The organism is Tritonibacter sp. SIMBA_163 (assembly GCF_046535935.1).
In the GTDB taxonomy this organism is placed as follows: Bacteria; Pseudomonadota; Alphaproteobacteria; order Rhodobacterales; family Rhodobacteraceae; genus Epibacterium; species Epibacterium scottomollicae.
Genome location: NZ_JAWJBP010001562.1, coordinates 1 through 229 on the forward strand (window position 1 = coordinate 1; position 229 = coordinate 229).

The following is a 229-nucleotide window of genomic DNA, read 5'->3' on the forward strand; positions in this document are numbered from 1 at the left end:
AGCATAAAGCGCAATGCAGCCGCTTCGGCCGTGCGCCGAATCGTCGAGATTGCCGAGCCCAGCGCTGTCGCGTGCTTGCTGTAGACCGGATTGTCCTTGAACCAGTCTTCCCGGCCAACCTGCGTCGGCGCCTTCGACTTGAAATGACAGACATAGACATGGACATCGCTGTGTTCGTCGCGCGGTCGGATCGTCAGATGCAGCACCGGTCGGGAAAAACTGTCGATGC

The 229-nt window shown here is 59.4% G+C and carries 1 protein-coding gene; it reads right to left on the reverse strand.

The genetic code is table 11. The annotated features are described in order from the left end of the window. On the reverse strand, positions 1-206 hold a 206-nt coding region (locus R0J92_RS27525; protein ID WP_411054012.1), incomplete at its 3' end, for a hypothetical protein. Positions 207-229 lie beyond the last annotated feature (23 nt).